The following is a 20,152-nucleotide window of genomic DNA, read 5'->3' on the forward strand; positions in this document are numbered from 1 at the left end:
AAATACGGCAACCATATTCATTTATTATTACATTTACACAATATGAAATGGAATAACGCTTTACACGATTACCAATTTTATTTAAAAATAGAAAAAGGCTTGTCGCAAAATACCATTGACAGTTATTCGCGTGACGTAAAAAAGTTGATTTTATATTTGGAGGTAAATGAAATGATCATTTCTCCCATTTCAATAAATCAGGAGGATTTTAAGCAATTTATTTACGAAACTTCCAAACATATCAATGCACGATCGCAGGCACGTTTAATTTCGGGCATTCGAAATTTTTTCAGCTACTTAATTTTTGAAGATTATCGGAAAGACAATCCAACCGAATTGATTGAAACGCCTAAAATTGGCAGAAAATTACCAGATACTTTGGCTTTAAAAGAAATTGATTTGCTCATTTGCGCCATCGATTTAAGTGAGCCGCAAGGCGAGCGAAACAGGACAATCCTGGAAACATTATACAGTTGCGGTTTGCGTGTTTCTGAACTTACAAATTTGAAGATTTCCGATTTATTTTTTGAGGAAGATTTTATTCGGGTCATAGGAAAAGGCAATAAACAACGTTTTGTGCCCATCAATTCACAAACTCAAAAGTATATTTTATTTTACCTAAATGCGATTAGAACCCATATTGAAGTTCAAAAAGGATTTGAAGACACGGTTTTTTTAAACAGAAGAGGAAAAAAATTAACCCGCGTGATGATTTTTACCATTATCAAAAATTTAGCAATTAAAGCCGGCATTAAAAAGAAGATAAGTCCGCATACATTCCGTCATTCCTTTGCCACACATTTATTGGAACGGGGCGCCGATTTAAGAGCAATTCAACAAATGTTAGGGCACGAAAGCATTACCACCACAGAAATTTATATGCATTTGGATAAAAGTTTTTTAAAGCAAGTAATTAATACTTTTCACCCACGTAAATAATAAAGATGGGGTCTATTGCCAAATCTTGTTTATGCTATCACCTTAATGATAAAACAAATTAACCTAGATATTTATTGGTTGCAATTTACTTATTTCGAACATAAATCAATTTAAATCGCACCCCGCTTTGAACCCTCTCATCAATTTCAAACTGGTTAAGCGACTTAAACAAAGGTGTCAATTTATCAAACCCGAAATTTCTGGCATCGAAATTAGGTTGTATTTTCAGAATCAAAGAACCAACATCGCCTAAAAAAGCCCATCCGTCTTCATCTGCTACATCTGAAACTGATTGTTTAAGGAATTTAATCACTTTTGGTGTGATTTTGTCTAAATTTCGCTTCTTCGACTCCCCTCCTGTTTCATCTTTAGTTTCACTATAAGGTTCTAAAATTTCCAGATATATAAATTTATCACAAGCCACAATAAACGGATCAGGTGTTTTCTTTTCCCCAATTCCATAAACCTGCATTCCTGATTCTCTCAGTCTTGTTGCCAATCGCGTAAAATCGCTGTCTGATGAAACCAGACAAAAACCATCAACGTAATTTGAATATAAAATATCCATAGCGTCTATTATCATCGCGGAATCTGTTGCGTTTTTTCCTATTGTATAACCATACTGTTGGATTGGTGTTATGGCATTTTCCAGCAAAATGGCTTTCCATTTACCCAATTGCGGCTTGGTCCAGTCTCCATATATTCTTTTTATAGTTGGAGTGCCATATTTGGCAATTTCTTCCATCATTTCCTTAATATATTTTGAGGGTATGTTATCACCATCAATTAAAACTGCTAATTTTAAGTCTTTTATCATACTATTTAAATGTATAAAATTATTATCTATATTTATTTAATTCATTTTATTTAACCCTTAAAATGAATAAGTTAACTACTTTATATCGCGAATTTCGTAAAACTATTCATAACAATAAATCAAAAGAAAGCGGGTTTCAGAAAAAAAATAAATTATTTTATCGCTAAATTAGTAAAACCCAATTATAAAACAGTATCTTTGCGGCTAATATTATATTTAAAATTTTTAACAATGAGTAAAGGAACAGTAAAATTCTTCAATGAAGCAAAAGGATTTGGTTTTATTAGTGAGGAAGGTTCAAACAAAGAACATTTTGTACACATTTCTGGATTAATCGACGAAGTACGCGAAGGTGACGAAGTTGAATTCGATTTACAGGAAGGTAAAAAAGGATTAAACGCAGTAAATGTAAAAGTTATTTAATATATACTTACCTTTTTACAATGTAGAGCCTGTCATTTTTGACAGGCTTTTTTTTTGAATGATGACCATTGAAAGAATAGCCAAAACTAATTGCAGTATTTACCCTCATTTTCAATGCTTTATACATAAAATTACATATATCCAAACAATTCACCTACCTTTGCCACTTTTAATAAAACTACATGACATTTAAAGATCTAGAAATTATTGAACCTATACTGAAAGCCTTAAGTGCTGAAGGCTATACACATCCCACTCCAATTCAAGAACAATCAATTCCAATTTTGCTTAATCGAAACGACCTTTTGGGTTGTGCGCAAACCGGAACAGGAAAAACGGCAGCATTTGCCGTTCCAATATTACAGCACCTTTACCTTGATCATAAAAGTACTAGCAAAAATCAGCGTAAAATTAGAGCGCTCATTATTACACCTACACGAGAATTGGCTATCCAAATTTCGGACAGTTTTACGGCTTACGGAAAATTTACGGGAATTAAAAACACTGTTATTTTTGGCGGCGTGAAACAAGGCGGACAAACAGATACCCTTCGCAGAGGTGTGGACGTTCTTGTTGCAACACCTGGAAGATTACTAGACTTGATGAATCAAGGCTACATTTCATTAAAAGATGTTGAGTATTTTGTATTGGATGAAGCTGATCATATGTTAGATATGGGATTTATTCACGACATTAAAAAGATTATCGCCAAATTACCGACAAAACGACAATCATTGTTCTTTTCTGCTACAATGCCTGCAGATATTGTAGATTTATCCCGAAAAATATTGGGGAACCCACAAAGAGTGACCGTGAAACCTGAGCAGGCAACTGCCGAAAAAGTGGAACAGGCCGTCTATTTTGTGAGTAAAAAAAGCAAACCTAAATTACTTGTTCATTTGCTGGAATCGGAAGAAGTATTTTCCACACTTGTTTTTTCAAGAACCAAACATGGTGCGGATAAAATTGTTCGGTTTTTAGCGAAAGCCGACATTAGTGCCGCTGCAATTCACGGCAATAAATCACAAGGAGCGAGACAAAGGGCATTGGGCAATTTTAAAAGTGGTGAAACAAGTGTTTTGGTTGCGACTGACATTGCTGCTCGTGGTATAGACATTGACGAATTATCGCATGTAATAAACTACGACTTGCCAAATATTCCTGAAACCTATGTTCACCGTATTGGAAGAACCGGACGTGCAAGCGCCAGCGGAATCGCACTTTCGTTCTGCGATGCAGAAGAAAGAGCATTTTTACGCGATATCCAAAAATTAATTGACCAAAAAATTCCTGTGGTGACAGAACACCCTTTTCTGATTGATGGCATTGATGATGTGCCTGTAAATGAGGAAAAATCAAAAAATTCACGTTCCCAAAAATCAAGTAATGGCGGCGGAAGAAATAATGGTTGGAAGCACCGTAAACCGGTGGCAAAAAAACAACGTTAGTAACAAATATTAAGTTCCTAAACTATAAAAAAAAAGGCTATCATTTCTGATAGCTTTTTTTTTTTGGATTATATAAAGATTAAAATCTTTTTTTTCCACCAAATTTGTTGTCACGCCTTGGTGAATCAGTTTTTGGTTTTGCTTTACTAACAACAATTGTGCTGTTGTCGTATTGGCACTCATCAAGCTCTTCAATTGCTTTTAAAGCTTCGTCGTCCTTCGCCATTTCTACGAAACCAAATCTTTTAGATTCGCCCGTTTCTTTGTCTGTAATAACTTTCGCAGAAACTACCTCGCCATACTCTTCAAATAATCCCTGTAAGTCTTCACTAGTTGTAGAAGAACTCAATTTTGCTATGAAAATGTTCATGTTTTTAGATAAAATGTTTTATGATTTAAGTTTAAGAGATTGCAGTAAGTAATTGAATAAAAACACTTACAATACTAAAATTTCCATTTAATCGGCAAATATAAAAAATTAAATTCAATTTATTTTATAAAAAACTAACTATCTTACTCTATGCTAAATTAATAGAACGAGATATTCAAATTTAAAAATGTAGTTTTGCAGTCAAGAATATTATTTTATTAAATTTAAATTATGGCTAAAAAGGGACGCGCAAAAAATACGGAGAACAAAGCATTACATACCAAACTTCTTAATAGAAAAAAAGAGAAGTTAAAAAATTCTAAAATAACTACCAAAGAACGTCTTAAAGCCATTATAAAAAAATCAAAGGAAGCTTCTTAACTGTTACTCGCTATCGCCTTCTATTTGGTAATAATGGTGGCGGCTCTCCATTAAAAGGATTCCAACGGCTTATGCTTTTTGCGCCCATACCTGAAGCTCTAATCACAGCCCTATCACCATAGCGTTCCCGCATTTTATCCATAGCCTGGTAAAGATTCAGAATTTTATCATTGTCTTCAAATAAATTAATTTGATGTCCGCCACTTACCAAATCACTGAACTTCACTCCTATCATTCTAACCAGCAATCGCCTTTGGTATAAACTATTGTAAAGTTCTAAAACAAAGGGTAAAATTGAATGGTCTGACGAGCTGTACGGTATTTTTTTTTGTTTTGTGTAGGTTTGAAAATCAGAATATCTAATTTTAAAAGTAATACAAGCTGTTAATTTATCGCCTCTTCGCAATTGAAAAATCAAATTCTCCGTCATCGCAACAATAATAGTTTTCAATTTCTCTATATCTGTGGTGTCTTTATCAAATGTGCGTTCGGTTGAAATTGATTTTCGTTCATGGTATTTTATAACCGGTGAATTGTCTATTCCATTCGCTTTTTTCCAAATACCGCCACCCTGTTTCCCAAAAACTTTAGTCATCATATCAATCGGCATTTCCTGAACGGTTTTTATGCGTTTAATCCCTAAATCGCACAATATATTATAGGTTTTTTCTCCCACCATAGGAATTTTACGGACAGATAGCGGCGCCAGGAAAAACTTTTCGGTACCGCTGTTTATTTTCAGCTCATTGTTGGGTTTTGCTTCTCCTGTTGCTATTTTTGAAACGGTTTTATTTACGGACAAGCCGAAAGAAATGGGCAAGCCGGTTTCTTTTATAATTTTACTTCTTAATTCTGAAGCCAATTGATGACATCCAAAAAATTTATCCATTCCCGTTAAATCAATATAAAACTCATCAATAGATGATTTTTCGTACAAAGGAACGGACTCATTGATAACCTCCGTAACCAGTTTTGAAAATTTGGTGTAAATCCCCGAATTACCTCGCAGTACAATAGCCTCCGGACATAATTGTTTTGCCATACGCATGGGCATCGCCGAATGGACGCCGTATTTTCGGGCTTCATAACTGCACGAAGCAACGACGCCTCTATCTGAAGCACCTCCGATTAATACAGGTTTCCCTTCTAATCGACTGTTTGTTAAACGTTCGCAGGATACAAAAAAAGTGTCCAAATCCATGTGCGCAATCGCGCGTTCTAACGTATTCATACTACTGTTTTTTTAGTGGTATCTGCATATCTGGGATCTTGAATAATTGCCAGTTTTTCCATTCTTTCTATTTCAACAGTGATACAGTCAAATTCCTCCGTAACTTTTCCCGTTAATTCATACACGCCTCTTCCCTTAAATGGATATTTTTTGGCGGCTGGCGGAAAATGCACCGTGTCAATATGATCTCCTTTTACATCCACAAAATTTCCAAAATACATGAGATCTCCTTTAGAAGTACTTACTCTTTTTGTCGTAACATAATAGCCGTAAACCGTTACAATTTTCCCAATGTAATGTGCCAAATCACTTGCAACCAATTGTTGGTGTATTGGTTGTGTCAATAAATCAAACGGACTGCATAACGGAAAACCGAGATATTGAATTTCATCAAATGCGTCTTCAAAATTACTGCAATTGAGTTGTGGCGTGTTATATACTATTTTTTCTGATTTGAAAAGTGTAGAAACATGTTCTTTCAAACACACTTTATTCACTTTCATATAAGCTTCCCATAACAATTCGCGTTTATTTCTCCCTGTAAACTGAAAGGCATTTATTTTAATTAAAATTGAAAGCTGTTCCAACGAAATGACGATCCTCTCTATAAAATCATCCAAATCTAAAAACAAGCCGTTTTTTTCTCTTTCATTTACAATTTTTGTTGCATTCTTTAATTCAAAACTTTCCAGCATCATAAAACCCAAATAAATATTATTTCCTTCGATATAATTCTGATAATGAGACTTGTTAGTGGTTGGCGGATAAATAATTGCTCCGTTCATCCGCGCTTCGTGCACATAATATTCCGGCTGGTAAAATCCACCGAAATTATTGAGTGTCGCCACTAAATATTCCAGCGGATAATAGGCTTTTAAAAACAGGCTTTGGTAGCTTTCAACGGCATAGGAAGCCGAATGGCCTTTGGCAAAAGCGTAACCTGCAAAACTCTCAATTTGTCTCCAAATTTCTGAAGTCAGTTCATCGTTGTGCCCTTGGTTTTTACAGTTTTCAAAAAATTGGTTTTTCACTTTTGAAAATTCTTCTCTTGATCTAAATTTCCCACTCATTCCGCGCCTCAACATATCCGCTTCCCCCAAACTTAATCCACCAAAATGGTGCGCCACTTTTATCACATCTTCCTGATAAATCATAATGCCATAAGTTTCCGGCATTATTTCAAGCAACATCGGATTTGCCTCTTTTCTGCGTTCGGGATTTCTGTAGCGCAAAATATATTCCCGCATCATTCCCGATTTTGCGACACCCGGTCGTATGACCGAACTTGCCGCCACCAATCCCAAATAATTATCAACCTGCAATTTTTTCAGCAACATCCGCATTGCGGGAGATTCCACATAAAAACAACCAATTGCCTTTGCATTTTTCAACAGGTTTTTAATTTTTGAATCCTCCTTGAAGCGTTTTATGTCGTGAATGTCAATCTCGGAATGACTTGGATGGTTGTATTTTACAATGTCAACGGCTTCCCTTATTTTTCCCAAACCGCGCTGACTCAAAATATCAAATTTATACAAGCCAATATCTTCTGCCACAACCATATCAAACATGGTGGTCGAAAACCCTTTTGGAGGCAAATAAGTGGCTGTATAATAATCAATTGGCTTTTCTGAAATTAGAATTCCGCCGGGATGAATGCCCAAATAATTTGGAAATCCCTGAATGTGTTTGCTGTAAATCAACACCAGTTTAGACAAATCATCCAATTCATTTGGGTTGAAATTCCCTATGGAAAGCTTGTCTATTTCTTCTTTTGGAAGTCCGAAAACTTTCCCCAATTCCCGAACTGAAGCTCTGTATTTAAAAGTGTTGTAAACTGCAATTAATGACGTATTTTTAAATCGATCAAAAATAAAATTCATGACGTCATCCCTGTCTCGCCAGGAAAAATCCAGATCAAAATCGGGCGGATTTATTCTGTGCAAATTAATGAAACGTTCAAAATATAAATCCAGTTCTATGGGATCAACATCGGTAATTCGCAACAAATACGCCACAATGCTATTGGCGCCGCTTCCCCTGCCAACATAATAATATTTTTTGCTTCTGGCATATTTCAATATTTTCCAATTGATTAAAAAGTAGGAAACAAACTGCTTTTGCTGAATCATTTCAAGTTCTTTTTCCAACCGGACAAACACACGTTTTCCCAATTTTTTGTATCGATAATTTAAGCCGTCATAAGCCAGTTTTTTCAGTAGTTTAAAATCCAGCTCTTCATTGTTACTGTAGGTTTTCTGATTTTTAGGTGCATTTTTAGAAAAATCAAAACTGATATGGCAATTGTCTAAAATACGTTGTGTGTTTTCAATAATTTGCGGATATTCTTCAAAAATATCTTTCAACGATTTTTCAGAAATCATAACGTCCGTTACCTCTCCCTGCTCCGATTTTGGCAATTTACTAAGCAAGGCATTATTATCAATAGCCCGTAACAATCGGTGTGTATTAAATCCTTTTTTATGTTGAAATGAAACCGTTTTCAATACCACCAATTTCTCCTGATGTAATTGCCATTTTGAAAACTTTAGCTGGTTTAAATCAGAAGGTTTTACGCCTATAAATTCATTTTCATGAAGATCTGTTATTGTGTTTTGATACGGATAAATCACATAAGTATCCGGAATGTATTTTGCGTGTTTTGGAATCGTCATTTTATCCAAATGCAAAAATTCCGACAGGTATTTATTCAGTTGCTGTAAGGCCTCATTATTTTTTGCCAACATCACAAATTGTTGTTGTGCACCATTCCTAAAATCGACCCCAAGTATCGGTTTTATGCCATATTTATCCGCCAAACGCACAAAATCCAAATTGGCAGAAGTACTGTTTATATCAGTCAGTGCCATTGCCGTAATACTATGCTCAAATGCCTTTTGCAATAAGGCTTCCGGCGCTATTGTTCCGTATCTTAAGCTATAATATGAGTGCGTGTTCAAATACATTTTTTCAGAAAAAATTAGGCGGTAAACTTTTTTTTGCTAAATTAGCTCAAAATATTAGCAATTGTTGCTCATAAATTTAGCATTATGAATTATTTGTCACAAAATATCAAACACATCAGGACCTTAAAAGGTTTGACGCAGGAACAATTTGCGGAGGATTTAAAAGTCTCCCGCTCACGCATAAGTTCTTATGAAGAAAACAGGGCCATTCCTCCTATTGAATTTTTAATTGACTTGTCCGATTATTTTAAAATCCCCATTGATATTTTAATTAAAAATGATTTGTCGGGCGCAAAAGATGTTTCGTTTATTGAAATTGGAAACAGAAGGGTTTTATTTCCAATTACCATAGATGGCGCCAACGAAGATTTGATAGAAATTATTCCTGTTGAAGCTTCCGCAGGTTATTTAAGAGGCTATGCCGACCCAGAATACATTGAGCATTTGGAAAAAATAAAATTGCCGTTTTTACCTACAGGAACACATCGCGCATTTCCCATAAAAGGAGATTCTATGCTGCCAGTGAAAAGCGGTTCTTATATTGTTGCACGATTTGTTGAAGAAATTAGCAACCTAAAAGACGGTAAAACGTATATTGTGCTCACTTTAAATGACGGCATTGTTTATAAGCGGGTTTTTAATAAATTGGAAGAAAACAACATGCTTTTGCTGGTTTCCGACAACAAAAAATACGATCCATATTATGTGCCTGTTAATGAAGTATTGGAATTATGGGAATTTACGTGCAGCATCAACACGCAGGAATATGAAGAACACGAATTAAAAATAAGCAGCATTGCCGCTATGTTAAATCAGTTGGGAATTGAGTTAAAAGCACTGGAAAAATCGATAAAATAAATGTACGCAATAGTTGATATAGAAACCACCGGGCATAGTTCCAAAATAACAGAAATTTCCATTTTTGTGTATGATGGAGAAAAAGTAATTGACGAGTTTACGACACTTGTGAATCCGGAATGCAACATTCCTCCTTTTATCACCAATTTAACGGGAATTACGAATTCTATGGTGGGCAATGCCCCAAAATTTTATGAAATTGCCAAAAAAGTAGCCGAAATCACCCAAGACACCATCTTTGTGGCGCACAATGTAAATTTTGATTACAACATCATACAAAAAGAATTTAAAGATTTAGGATTTGAATTTAAACGAAAAAAACTGTGCACTATTCGATTATCCAGAAAATTAATTCCAAATTTAAGATCGTACAGTTTGGGCGCGCTTTGCATTACGCAAAATATTGTAATTAAAGACAGGCACCGGGCACAAGGAGACGCGGAAGCCACTGTTGTTTTATTCGAAAAATTGTTGCAGCTGGATACCCAAAATGTATTCAATTCCTTTTTAAATCCACGGTCAAAACAATCGACATTACCGCCTTTATTACCGAAAAAAACGGTTGATGAACTTTCAGAAAATTCGGGCGTTTATTATTTCAAAAACGAAAAAAATGAAACCATTTACGTTGGCAAAGCCAAAAATATAAAGCAACGCGTGCTGAGCCATTTTTACGACAAGACCAAAAAAGAAATTACGATGTGCCTGGAGACCAGCAATGTTTCTTACGTTGAAACCGGTAGTGAATTGCTTGCCTTGCTATTGGAATCTTCGGAAATAAAAAAAATATTTCCCAAATACAATCGGGCACAAAGAAGGGCTCAGGAAAGTATCGGATTGTTTACTTATGAAGACAGAGACGGCATACTTCACCTGGCTTATAATCGGTTAAAATTAATTACATCTCCCTTAATGAAGTTTTCCAATATTACGGAATGCCGTATTTTTATGGAAAATTTATGCGAAGAATTTGAATTGTGTCCAAAATATTGTCATTTACAAACCAATGTTTCCACTTGTTTTCATTATCAAATTAAAAAATGCAAAGGCATTTGTAAAGACGAAGAACCTGTTGAATCGTATAATTTAAGGGTGCAAAAATCCATTGATTCCTTAAAGTTTAAAACTGAAAATTTTATCATTAAAGAAACCGGCAGAACCACCAATGAATACGCTTATGTTTTGGTTATTAACGGAATTTACAAGGGATTTGGCTACGCAAGCAAGAAAAAAAAGATAACATCCGTTGCCGATTATTTTGATTTGCTATGCGCACAAAAAGAAAATAACGATGTCAGGCGAATTTTAAATGCTTATGTGGGGAGAAATAGCACAAGTATTGTTCCGTTAGATTACGTCAATACACCGTTTGAGCTCAACTTTTTTTGATTTCTTCTAAAAAAGAAAATTTTTGCAGTTATTAAAAGCTTTATTCAGCCATTAATTATCGCAAAAATTTTACTTTGTTTTATATTCCTAAAAATTATCTCGAGTAATTTGGAGATTCTTTTGTGATGGTTACATTGTGTGGATGACTTTCACGCATTCCTGCAGCGGTAATTTTAACAAACTTGGCTTGTTTTTGGGCTTCAATATCTTTTGCACCACAATAGCCCATTCCGGCACGTAAACCGCCAATAAACTGAACCATCGTTTCATTTAATTCCCCTTTATAAGGCACTCTTCCCACAATTCCTTCAGGGACTAATTTTTTAATATCGTCTTCAACATCCTGAAAATAACGATCTTTAGAACCATGTTCCATGGCTTCAATGGAACCCATTCCTCTGTACGATTTAAATTTTCGGCCTTCATAAATAATGGTTTCACCCGGCGATTCTTTTGTGCCTGCCAATAATGAACCCAGCATCACACAATCAGCTCCTGCAGCAATGGCTTTTGGAATATCTCCTGTATAACGAATGCCTCCATCAGCAATTACGGGAACTCCTGAGCCCTTGATTGCATTTGCCACTTCAATAATAGCAGAAAGTTGGGGAAAACCAACACCAGCAATTACACGGGTTGTACAAATAGAACCCGGTCCAATACCTACTTTTACTGCATCGGCGCCAGCTTCAACTAAATATTTTGCAGCTTCACCTGTAGCAATGTTCCCCACAACAATATCAATATTAGGGTGAACGCCTTTAATTTGTTTTAAAACAGTAACTACGCCTTTTGTATGTCCGTGCGCAGTATCAATAATTAGCGCATCAACTCCGGCTGTTATTAAGGCTGAGGCTCTTTCAAGCGCATCAGGGGTAACACCTATTGCTGCCGCTACGCACAAACGCCCATATTGGTCTTTATTCGCATTCGGATTTTCCAAAACCTTAATAATATCTCTATAGGTTATGAGTCCTACCAATTTATAATTGGCATCAACAACCGGTAATTTTTCAATTTTATTTTCCTGAAGAATAAGTTCTGCCTGTTTTAATGAAGTTCCGGCAGCAACGGTAATCAGGTTTTTAGAAGTCATTACTTCAGAAATTTTACGCTTATTATCTCCCTCAAAACGCAAATCCCTATTGGTTATGATTCCAATTAATTTTCCTTCTTCATCAATCACAGGAATCCCACCTATACCATACTCTTTCATCAAGCTTTTAGCGACAAATACCGTTTCATTTTTAGTGATGGTAATTGGTTCTAAAATCATCCCCGATTCTGAACGCTTCACTTTTTTAACTTCTATAGCCTGTTTTTCTATGGACATATTTTTATGCAACACCCCAATTCCGCCTTCACGAGCCATGGCAATTGCCATATTCGATTCGGTAACGGTATCCATCGCTGCGGAAACGATAGGAACATTTAATGTAATGTTTTTTGTGAATTTTGTCTGAATTTTTACCTCACGCGGTAAAACTTCTGAAAATGCCGGAATTAATAGTACGTCATCGTAGGTTAAACCTTCACCTACTATTTTTGAAGAATCTAAAATCATAATGCAATCAACTTATAAATTAATTGCGTGCAAATTTAGACTATTTAATTTAAATAGCGCTATTTACTGCTTTTTTGAAAATAAAATTTGATATCCTATTGCTAATGTTGCCGATACAAAACTAAAAGTCATTAATATTCCAGAAAATATCACCACATATTTAAACCAGGTAACCCCGCTCCAAAGCAAATAGATACCGCCAAAAGTTAAAATGACGGACAAAAAAGGTTCAATCATTAAAAAATACTTGAATTTCTTATTGATGGAAGTTGTAGATAGAATTAATGAAAGCAAAAAGAAAATTACGGACAAGGAAAGAATATGGTTATGAACAATTGTTAAAATTTCGCTTTCACTTTTTTTGAATTTCATGATTTCAGCGGCTTCATCATTCTCATTTCCCAAATAATGACTTTCTAATTCTGAAGAGTTCATAGAAGTTGTGTTGTTAACAAAACTCAATCCGCCGTAAAAACCAACACTAAGCACACAAATAAAAATAAGAATAAGAGATTTTATTTCTTTAGGAAATTGATGTATAAGTCCGTGAATTTGCATTATAGCTGTTTTTTATTATATAAAATCGTTACTGTTTTCAGTAATTTATTTACCTCATTGGTCATAGATTTTGCTGAAATTGTTGCTCCTGAAATTGCTGCAATATCTTTTTGATATTCTAAATTTTCCTCTTTTGTTTTTCCATTAAACTGATTCAACCATCGTTTACTTCCAACTTCACCTCCGTGGGCTTCTCTATATACCAAAATTTTTACTTTTGAAACAATCAAGTCTTTGTCAAAAATAACAATAAAATCGAAATAATCTGCTTTGCCAAATGCTTGACCTAAATAATAATAGCCTAATAATTTATCCTTGCCGTTAATTTTAAAGAAATTGGTTTCATCAATTTTTATTGGAAGTGTTTCCTTTACTTCCGAAGAAACAGCTATTGGCTGCTTGGAATATTTTTCCAAATTAAATGCTGTTTTAATTTCTTTTTCAATTAAGGCTTCAATCTTTTTATTTGTTGTGAAACTTGAAACTAAAAGCACTATAATTGTTAAAATGGCTATTTTTTTCATTTTATAAATTTTTAAATTGAATGGTTTCTAATAAAAAACAATTAAATCCGTCATTCTGAACCAGCCTACTGGCAAGCAGGTTCAGAATAGCGGAAATTTAAATCATTATTTTAGAACCAAATGGCAACACCGGCATTGAATTGTTTTGCGGCATTACTTCCTGAAACCGCATTATTAACCAACTGATAATCAACTTTAAATGCAGCACCATCGGCAACTTTATAGTTTAAGCCAAAAACCAATTCATTTTTGTCAAAAGCCTTATTTGCCACTAAACTCCCTTCAGTTTCAGCGTGTGTATTGTACTTTTCATATCTTAAAAACGGAGTCAGTTTTTCTTCCCCTTTTAAATCAAATCCATACGCAATTTCAGCATACAATCCGTTCATTTTAGACCCCAAATCTTTACCGGTTAAGGTATTATATTCGTTTGTATCCGATAAATCAGCGTTAATATATTGCCCTCTTAATTCTAAGTTATTGTATTTATAACGAGCATCCAAGCCAATCATTGAAATTCCAATAGTTGAACCTTCAACGGAAGTGTCATCTGTTTGGGTTTTCCCAAAATAACCCGACAGTCCTATTCTAAGTCCCATAATTCCGTAATAATCTAATTTAGTGGAGAAGTTGGGTGAACTAACTACTGATTCTGCCCCTTTTTGGCGCCCTTTTCTTAATCCGTCCGAACCACGCAATACACCGGCTTCACCTGCATAAGATTTAAAACCGTTGAATACATAAGCTTGATATTTTAAAGAAGCATTGTCTATTCTTCCGGAAATCCCCGCTCCTAGTTCTCTCCAAGTAGTTGGAACAATAGAATTGTCTACATTAGGACGTTCAACGCCATAAAATGTTGTTGGCTCATGATATTCATTTATAATTCCCATGGGCACCAACATTAAACCTGCCAACACATTTACATTTTTATTTAATTTATATTGTATATAGGCTTGCTCAACATATACCTCTTGAACATGCTCATATTCAACTTCTGTTAAAAAACTTACCTTTTCATTAAATTTATACCCAAAAAGCAATACCAATCGGTGTACATCTAATTTGCCCGCTTTTGACCCATCCGGTTCATTGTAATCTATTTGTGCATAACCTCCTATTGTAATACCTTTACTTAAGTTATCATTTAATAATTTGTTTCCTGAATTTTGATAAGTATTCTCTGAATTTTCTTGAGCAAATCCGATGAAACCGATAAACATTGCTAAAATTAATTTTATATTTTTCATTTTTAAATTTAATTGATTTGTTTATTTTTATTTAGACTCGTTATTAATAACAGCACAAAAATATATAAGTTAGTAGAAATAAAAAAGACTTATTTAGAATAATTATAAATAAGATGACTTATGTCATCTTTTCAAAAAAACGCAAAATGTATATGATTGAATTTGAACTAATTAAGTATTAGTGAAAAATCTTCAAAGCTTCGTTATAAGCACTCTCAAAACTCATGGCATTGATATTTGTTGAAGCTTTTTGCTGATTGAAATAAGAAATTAATTTTTCTGTAGGCATATTTCCTGTGAGATCGTCCTTCGCCATCGGGCAACCTCCATAGCCCATGATAGCCCCATCAAAGCGATTACAGCCGGCTTTATATGCAGCATCCACTTTTTCAAACCAGCTTGTTGGCGTTGTATGAAGATGTGCGCCAAATTCTATTGTTGAATAAGATGGAATTAAATTCGAAAAAAGATAATCAATAATTTTTGGTGTTGAGCTTCCGACAGTATCGGATAATGATAAAATTTTAACGCCCATTTTTGAAAGTTTCTCTGTCCAGTTTGAGACAATTTCAACATTCCAGGGATCACCGTACGGATTTCCAAAACCCATGGATAAATACGCAACGACTTCTTTATTGGTTTTGGCGGCAATATTTAAAATTTCATTCAAAATTTCAACGGATTCTACAATTGTTTTACCGGTGTTTCTCATTTGAAAATTTTCAGAAATTGAAAATGGATAACCTAAATAACTAATTTCATCAAATTGTGAAGCATCCTCAGCCCCACGAATATTGGCCACAATCGCCAATAATTTACTTTCTGTTTTACTCAAATCGAGTTTTGAAAGTACTTGTGCCGTATCCCGCATCTGAGGTATGGCTTTTGGAGAAACGAAACTCCCAAAATCTATGGTATCAAAACCAACCCTCAGCAAAGCATTTATGTATTGTACTTTAGCTTCAGTTGGAATAAAATGCGATTTTATTCCTTGCATGGCATCCCTAGGACATTCTATAAGTTTTACTTTTTTCATGGGTTCTCAAATATACAAAACCAATTAAGAAAAAAGAATAAAAATGGCAATGCCAACAAAAACTAAAATTTTGAACAATTTTATTTTTGAATTGAAGGTTGGATGTCTTTTCAGGTAATCTGCAAAATTCCCTGAAAGCAACGAAACCAAGGAAAAAATCAACAATGCCTGAAGCATAAATAATCCTCCCAATACATAAAATTGTACCATGGTATTTTGAGATGAACTATATAAAAATCCAGGAAAAAAAGCCAAAAAAAATATTGAAACCTTCGGATTTAAAACATTCATCAAAAATCCTTGTTTAAAAAGTTTAATCAACCTTTTTTTATCCACTTTTGTATTTATCAAAACTTCTTCATCCGATTTAAATGTTAAATAAGCCAAGTACAATAAATAAATTGCCCCGAATAATTTAATAGCGAAAAATATATTTTCAGATTGTTTCAGGAGCGCCGAGACACCAAAAGCCACTAAAGAAGTATGGATTAAAATCCCGGAAACCAATCCCAATGAAGTAACAATTCCATATTTTTTACCATTGGTCATACTTTGCGCCAAAACATAAATAATGTCGGGTCCCGGCATAATGGTGAGTAACATGGATGCGCCGATAAACGACAGCAGAATTTCGTAATTCATTTAAAATTTTAAGATAGCCAAAGTTATTGTTTTTTGCTTAACAAAAAAACTTGTTTTGACATATTAAAATAGCCAAGTCAACTATTAAAAATACCAAAACAAGTTCTAAATATTAATCAATTTTAAAGTTTATAACCTTCTTAAAATTTAAAATTCAATCCCATTTTAAAGTTTCTTCCTTTGGTAGTGTATCCAATTGTTTCCACATAACTTTCATTGAAAATATTGTTGGCTTGAACAATCAAAGAAAGTCGGTCTTTTATCAAATGATGGCTTGCAAATAAATCGACCAAACTATAAGCTTTTAAATTAATATTATCTCCTGTTCCCCATTGGTCAAAATAGGTTCTTTTTGAAATATTTTTAAAACGAACAGACAAATAGGTATTTTTTATGCTGTTGGTTTCAATTAATGCCGTTATTTTATATTTTGGGATATAATCAATATCAGCATTTTTGTAAATATAGGTATGACCCAATCTAACTGTAGTTTCTTTAAGAATATCAAATTTAATTTCAGTTTCAACACCTTTTGCATTTAGTTTTTCATTGGAATTGGAATAAGTCACATAATCGGGTAATATAATGGCATTTTCTTCTTCTCTGTAAAAGAATACGGAATTAATTTCAACCTTCTTTTTTATTGAATAAATAAATCCGAATTCCATACTTTTATCTTCTTCTGGTTTTAAATCCACATTTCCATATTGAGAAAATAACTGATAGGTACTTGGCGCAATGAATGCAGTGCTTAAAGAGGTTATTAACCTAAAATCCTTTGAAAAATTATAAGAAGGATTCACGTTATAAACCCAGTGATTTCCATATTCACTGTGATTGTTTAAGCGAGCTCCTGCATTTATATTAAACCCGGATAATGCGTTGTAAACTACAGTAAAATAAGGATCTATAGTGTTGTAATTTGCCAGCCCTTCATTTATATCGCCATACGGACTATTTGTTTCATTGCTCTGTTTCTGATAATTTAACCCGGTAATTAATTGAAATTTATCCGAAAATTTATAATTGTTTATGACATCTGCAACATACGTTTTTCCTGTATATTCAAAATGATCTGTAGCATTTGACCAGCTGTTAAAAATGTCCAACATTCTGTCATTTTTATTGTAAGATGCGCTTGCTGATAAAATTCCTTTTTCATAATTAAAGTTTGATGAAAAACCAAATCTAAGCTGCTCATTTTCTCCAATGTTAATGTCGGAATCCGAAAATGCTCCGGCATCAAAATCATAAACATTTTTGTCATAATTGCTAAATAGCTGAACATTAAACTTCTGATTAAATTTATAGCCCAAACGCACAAAAGAATTTGATGCCTCAAATTTATCGCTTTCAAATTTCACTTCGCTATTCTCATCACTTGCATCCGACAGTCCGTTAATCTTAGAAAAATTACCGGCCGCCAAATAACTAAATTTGTTCAAAATACCATTAACCGTAATATTTTGATTAAAATCCTTAAAGTTTAATTTTGAATCGTTTTGCGAATTGTTGGTTCCCAGAGAAACTTCATAGTTAAGTGAAATTGGTTTTTCTACAGGTTGTTTTAATTTAATATTAATAACTCCTGTAGCAGCTCCTGAACCGTACAAAGTACTGGCGGCACCGTTCATTACTTCAATAGATTCTACCTGACTAAGTGAAAGCAAGCGTAAATCGAAAGTTGTATTTATACCAGATGGATCACTTACCGAAACACCGTCAATAAGCACAATCACATGGCGGTCTCTGCCACCTCTTATGTAAATGCTTTTGTTTTTTCCGGCTGAACTGTTACTGCCATTAATGGTAATTCCTGCAATATTGTCTAAAATATCAGCAACGGATTTTCCCTTTTGATGTTCAATTTCTTCTGGAGTAATTTGGTAAATAATTTTGCCTACGTGTTCTTTTTTGATGGCAAATTTTGTTGCAGTAACTACAACTTCGTTTAATTGCTCAATGCTGTCTTTTTTTTGTTGAGCAGTTACAGTGGTTAATGCAAAAAACAGGCATAACGCACTTGCATGAAATGAATTTTTTTTCATTTTTTTTGATTTAATTAATAAAATAAATCAGGAAATTTTTAAGTATAGATCAACCATACTCAAACCTTTCTCCCGAAAGCTTGAACTATCACAGATTTTTGGCAGGTCTCCTGGCTTGCGTATTGTTATTCACCTTCCCATTCTACTTGAACAGTGGTTTAAAGTTAATAACAACCACCAATTTCTTGGCTAAGCTTACAGTTGCGGGAACAGCTTCGGATTTTAACCGAATTCCCTTTTCACTTGGTTATACAGAAGTATAAATAAGAACCATAATCTGGCGTAAAGTTAAATTAATAAAGTGTATTTAGCCGTATTAAATTTCTAAAATATTACTTTTGTGAAAATTATTTTTTAATGAAATCGTCAATCACTAAAATTATCATATTTACGCTCTTTATAATGCTAATTTCTTGTAAAGCTGATAAAAAAAACGATGCTTTAAATGCGGAAACAAATATCAAAAGCACCCTAAAATATGCCAAAGGATTTGATATTCAGCATTATAACAATTACACAAAACTTACAGTAAAAGCACCTTATCAAAATTCAATAGAAACTTTTGAGTATATACTTGTGACCAATAAATCAAAAAGTGATTTAAAAACCATCCAAATTCCAATCAATTCCATTGTGGTAACCAGCACCACGCATATTCCGTTTTTAGAATTATTGAATGTTGAAGATAAATTGGCTGGATTTCCAAATACCGATTACGTTTCATCGGCAAAAACGAGAAGTTTAATCGAAAAAGGATTTATTAAAGATCTTGGCCACGAAGAAAGTATCAATACCGAATTGCTGCTCGATTTAAAACCCGATTTGGTGGTTGGTTTCTCATTAAACAGCAATAATAAAACGTTTTCAACCATTGAAAAATTGGGAATCCCAGTGCTGTTGAATGGGGATTGGCTTGAAGAAACACCACTTGGTCGTGCAGAATGGATTAAGTTTTTTGGGGTTTTGTTCGACAAAGAAAAAATGGCTGACAGTATTTTTAATGTTCTGGAAAAAAATTATCTGGAAGCAAAAGATATTGCTTCAAAAGCAACAGAAAAACCAACCGTAATTTCGGGCGGACTTTTTAAAGATGTTTGGAATTTACCTGCCGGCGACAGTTTTGAAGCAGCTTTTTTGAAGGATGCAAATACAAATTATCTATGGAAAGATTCCAAAGGAAAAGGAAGCCTTTCCTTAAATATTGAAAATGTGTTTGAGAAAGGAAAAGATGCAGAATTTTGGATTTCCCCTAGCTATTATAAAACCTTGGAGCAACTTAATAATGCAAATGATATGTACCCAAAATTAAGGGCAGTTCAAAACAAAAACATATTCACTTATGTGAATAAACAAGGAGAAAATGGCGGTATTATTTATTTTGAACTGGCTCCTGCCCGACCGGATTTGGTTTTAAAAGATCTGATTAAAATTGCGCATCCGGAACTTTTAAAAAACTATGAATTAACCTTTTATGAAAGGTTGAAGTAAAAATAATTACATTTTATATTCTTGATACATAAATAGTACTCTTCCATTTTAATTCTAAATCATATTTCAAAAGAAGTACTTCAAAAACTTCTTGCCTTACTCAAATTCCTATTTACCAAACTAACTTTTCTATCCTAAATTTATCTAATTCATTAATTATCACTACATTTAACAGTAACTTGAATAGTTAACACTTTAGACTAAAAAAATTGTAATAATT

The 20,152-nt window shown here is 33.9% G+C and carries 18 protein-coding genes and 1 riboswitch; of the genes, 7 read left to right on the top strand and 11 right to left on the bottom strand.

Translation table 11 applies throughout. The features are described 5' to 3' along the window. Nucleotides 1–42 precede the first annotated feature (42 nt). Nucleotides 43–939 (top strand): site-specific tyrosine recombinase XerD, encoded by an 897-nt coding sequence (gene xerD / locus ABY285_RS06090; RefSeq protein WP_372768154.1) that lies wholly within the window; start codon nt 43–45, stop codon nt 937–939. Nucleotides 940–1,024: 85 nt separating this feature from the next. Here xerD and ABY285_RS06095 read toward each other — a convergent pair whose 3' ends face one another. Beyond that, complete coding sequence (locus ABY285_RS06095; RefSeq protein WP_372768086.1) at nt 1,025–1,756, bottom strand: NYN domain-containing protein; 732 nt, start codon at nt 1,754–1,756, stop codon at nt 1,025–1,027. Nucleotides 1,757–1,987: 231 nt separating this feature from the next. Here ABY285_RS06095 and ABY285_RS06100 point away from each other — a divergent pair, with 231 nt between their 5' ends. Together ABY285_RS06100 and ABY285_RS06105 are read left to right on the top strand one after the other, a co-directional pair. Then, entirely contained in the window at nt 1,988–2,179 is a 192-nt protein-coding gene (locus tag ABY285_RS06100; protein ID WP_372768088.1) for a cold-shock protein, read from the top strand. A gap of 182 nt (nt 2,180–2,361) precedes the next feature. Next, nucleotides 2,362–3,627, top strand: coding sequence for a DEAD/DEAH box helicase (locus ABY285_RS06105; protein ID WP_372768090.1), 1,266 nt, complete (start codon nt 2,362–2,364; stop codon nt 3,625–3,627). Between the two features lie 79 nt (nt 3,628–3,706). On the opposite strand, the gene ABY285_RS06110 is transcribed toward ABY285_RS06105, so the two are convergent. Beyond that, nucleotides 3,707–3,997: an RNA recognition motif domain-containing protein gene (locus ABY285_RS06110; protein WP_372768092.1), complete on the bottom strand. Its 291-nt coding sequence runs from the start codon at nt 3,995–3,997 to the stop codon at nt 3,707–3,709. 231 nt (nt 3,998–4,228) lie between these two features. Here ABY285_RS06110 and ABY285_RS06115 point away from each other — a divergent pair, with 231 nt between their 5' ends. Further along, nucleotides 4,229–4,378 (top strand): hypothetical protein, encoded by a 150-nt coding sequence (locus ABY285_RS06115; RefSeq protein WP_372768094.1) that lies wholly within the window; start codon nt 4,229–4,231, stop codon nt 4,376–4,378. A 10-nt stretch (nt 4,379–4,388) separates the two neighbouring features. Here the strand turns inward: ABY285_RS06115 and dinB are convergent, their stop codons facing one another. Together dinB and ABY285_RS06125 are read right to left on the bottom strand one after the other, a co-directional pair. Next, a complete protein-coding gene (gene dinB / locus ABY285_RS06120) occupies nt 4,389–5,609 on the bottom strand; it encodes a DNA polymerase IV (protein WP_372768097.1) in 1,221 nt (406 codons plus the stop codon). Continuing rightward, nucleotides 5,606–8,575, bottom strand: a complete 2,970-nt coding sequence (locus ABY285_RS06125) for a DNA polymerase III subunit alpha (RefSeq protein ID WP_372768099.1) — start codon at nt 8,573–8,575, stop codon at nt 5,606–5,608. Before ABY285_RS06125 ends, dinB begins: the two co-directional genes overlap by 4 nt. Nucleotides 8,576–8,659: 84 nt before the next feature. Here ABY285_RS06125 and ABY285_RS06130 point away from each other — a divergent pair, with 84 nt between their 5' ends. Both ABY285_RS06130 and ABY285_RS06135 read left to right on the top strand, forming a co-directional pair. After that, nucleotides 8,660–9,433 carry an XRE family transcriptional regulator gene (locus tag ABY285_RS06130; protein WP_372768101.1) on the top strand — a complete coding sequence of 258 codons (774 nt, stop codon included), beginning with the start codon at nt 8,660–8,662 and terminating at the stop codon, nt 9,431–9,433. Then, on the top strand, nt 9,434–10,822 hold the full coding sequence (locus ABY285_RS06135) for an exonuclease domain-containing protein (protein WP_372768103.1): 1,389 nt from the start codon (nt 9,434–9,436) through the stop codon (nt 10,820–10,822). 94 nt (nt 10,823–10,916) lie between these two features. Here ABY285_RS06135 and guaB read toward each other — a convergent pair whose 3' ends face one another. The 7 genes from guaB to ABY285_RS06170 form a co-directional block, all read right to left on the bottom strand. Beyond that, complete coding sequence (guaB, locus tag ABY285_RS06140) at nt 10,917–12,386, bottom strand: IMP dehydrogenase (protein WP_372768106.1); 1,470 nt, start codon at nt 12,384–12,386, stop codon at nt 10,917–10,919. Nucleotides 12,387–12,449: 63 nt separating this feature from the next. Further along, entirely contained in the window at nt 12,450–12,944 is a 495-nt protein-coding gene (locus ABY285_RS06145; protein ID WP_372768108.1) for a hypothetical protein, read from the bottom strand. After that, complete coding sequence (locus ABY285_RS06150) at nt 12,944–13,468, bottom strand: FMN-binding protein (protein ID WP_372768110.1); 525 nt, start codon at nt 13,466–13,468, stop codon at nt 12,944–12,946. Before ABY285_RS06150 ends, ABY285_RS06145 begins: the two co-directional genes overlap by 1 nt. A 110-nt stretch (nt 13,469–13,578) precedes the next feature. After that, on the bottom strand, nt 13,579–14,718 hold the full coding sequence (locus ABY285_RS06155) for a porin (protein WP_372768112.1): 1,140 nt from the start codon (nt 14,716–14,718) through the stop codon (nt 13,579–13,581). A 178-nt stretch (nt 14,719–14,896) separates the two neighbouring features. Next, nucleotides 14,897–15,754, bottom strand: a complete 858-nt coding sequence (locus ABY285_RS06160; protein WP_372768114.1) for a hydroxymethylglutaryl-CoA lyase — start codon at nt 15,752–15,754, stop codon at nt 14,897–14,899. A gap of 24 nt (nt 15,755–15,778) precedes the next feature. Next, complete coding sequence (locus ABY285_RS06165) at nt 15,779–16,396, bottom strand: LysE family translocator (protein ID WP_372768116.1); 618 nt, start codon at nt 16,394–16,396, stop codon at nt 15,779–15,781. A 140-nt stretch (nt 16,397–16,536) separates the two neighbouring features. Then, on the bottom strand, nt 16,537–18,444 hold the full coding sequence (locus tag ABY285_RS06170; protein ID WP_372768118.1) for a TonB-dependent receptor plug domain-containing protein: 1,908 nt from the start codon (nt 18,442–18,444) through the stop codon (nt 16,537–16,539). A gap of 82 nt (nt 18,445–18,526) precedes the next feature. After that, a riboswitch (cobalamin riboswitch) is annotated at nt 18,527–18,734 on the bottom strand. A 67-nt stretch (nt 18,735–18,801) separates the two neighbouring features. Between ABY285_RS06170 and ABY285_RS06175 the strand changes: the two genes are divergently transcribed. Continuing rightward, nucleotides 18,802–19,932 carry an ABC transporter substrate-binding protein gene (locus ABY285_RS06175; protein ID WP_372768120.1) on the top strand — a complete coding sequence of 377 codons (1,131 nt, stop codon included), beginning with the start codon at nt 18,802–18,804 and terminating at the stop codon, nt 19,930–19,932. Nucleotides 19,933–20,152 lie beyond the last annotated feature (220 nt).

Source organism: Lutibacter sp. (genome assembly GCF_041555395.1).
Classification (GTDB): Bacteria; Bacteroidota; Bacteroidia; order Flavobacteriales; family Flavobacteriaceae; genus Lutibacter.